General features: G+C 60.2%; 1 protein-coding gene. It reads right to left on the minus strand.

The window, feature by feature from the left end; translation table 11 throughout:
• Complete coding sequence (locus tag ABD927_RS24475) at positions 1 to 1098, minus strand: IS630 family transposase (protein WP_345252503.1); 1098 nt, start codon at positions 1096 to 1098, stop codon at positions 1 to 3.
• Between the last annotated feature and the right edge of the window lie 68 nt (positions 1099 to 1166).

Below are 1166 nucleotides of genomic sequence, written 5' to 3' on the forward strand. Positions count from 1 at the left end.
CTAGTGTTCTGTCCCGTTAATTCGCCCACACAAGCGGGCGAGTTTTTGTAGGATCGAGTCGGCGGTGGCAGTCCAGGTGAAGGGCTTGCAGTTCTCGTTGTAGTGGCTGATGAACGTGTCGATCTTGGTGGTCAGTTCCTTGACGCTTTTGAACGAACCGCGACGTATGGCCTTGTCGGTAATGATGGCAAAAAATCGTTCGACCTGATTGAGCCAACTGGAATAAGTCGGCACGAAGTGCATATGCCAGCGTGGCCGCTGCGACAGCCATGCGCGCACCTTGGGATGCTTATGGCTGGCATAGTTGTCTGCGATGCAGTGCACGTCCAATTCCGGGGGAACCGCCCGATCGATGGCTCGCAGGAAGTCCAGGAATTCCTGGTGCCTGTGCCGCGGGCGGCACTGCGCCAGCACTTGGCCGTTCATCACGTTCAACGCGGCAAACAGCGTCGTCGTGCCGTGGCGCACGTAGTCGTGGGTGACACCTTCGGCGTAACCCAAACCCATCGGCAGCATAGGCTGCGTGCGCTCGAGCGCCTGGCATTGGCTCTTCTCATCGACACATAGCACCAGCGCGTTCTCAGGCGGACTCAGGTAGAGCCCGACCACATCGCGCAACTTCTCGATGAACAGCGGATCGGTCGACAGCTTGAAACTCTCCACACGATGCGGCTTGATCTGGAACGCCTTCAGATAGCGGGCCACCGTCGTCTTGCTGATGCCCGTCTCCCCGGCAAGCCCTCGCGTGCTCCAGTGCGTTGCACCATCGGCCGGCTTGCTGTGCAGTGTCTTGGTGATCAACTCGGCCACCCGCTCGTCGTCCACCGTACGCGGCCGTCCTGGACGCAGCTCGTCATAAAGTCCGTTGATCCGATCTCGTACGTACCGCCCGCGCCACTTGTTCACCGTGCTGCGATCGACACCCAAGGTCTTGGCGACTTCCGTGCTTGCCGCCTCAGGCCCTTCGCATGCCAACACAATCCGGGCCCGAAGCGCCAGCGCCGCCGGCAGCGATCGCGAGCGCGCCATCGCAGTCAGCTCCGCGCGCTCGACTTCAGTCAACTCCACCACATGGTTGCGTGTGTAGGCGTTCGGCATCGACCTCTCCCTGAAGGCCTTATCCTAACCATATCTTGTGACGGCGAATTTACGGGACAGAACACTAG

Origin of the sequence: Pigmentiphaga soli, from assembly GCF_039541095.1 — a bacterium.
Taxonomy (GTDB): Bacteria; Pseudomonadota; Gammaproteobacteria; order Burkholderiales; family Burkholderiaceae_B; genus Pigmentiphaga; species Pigmentiphaga soli.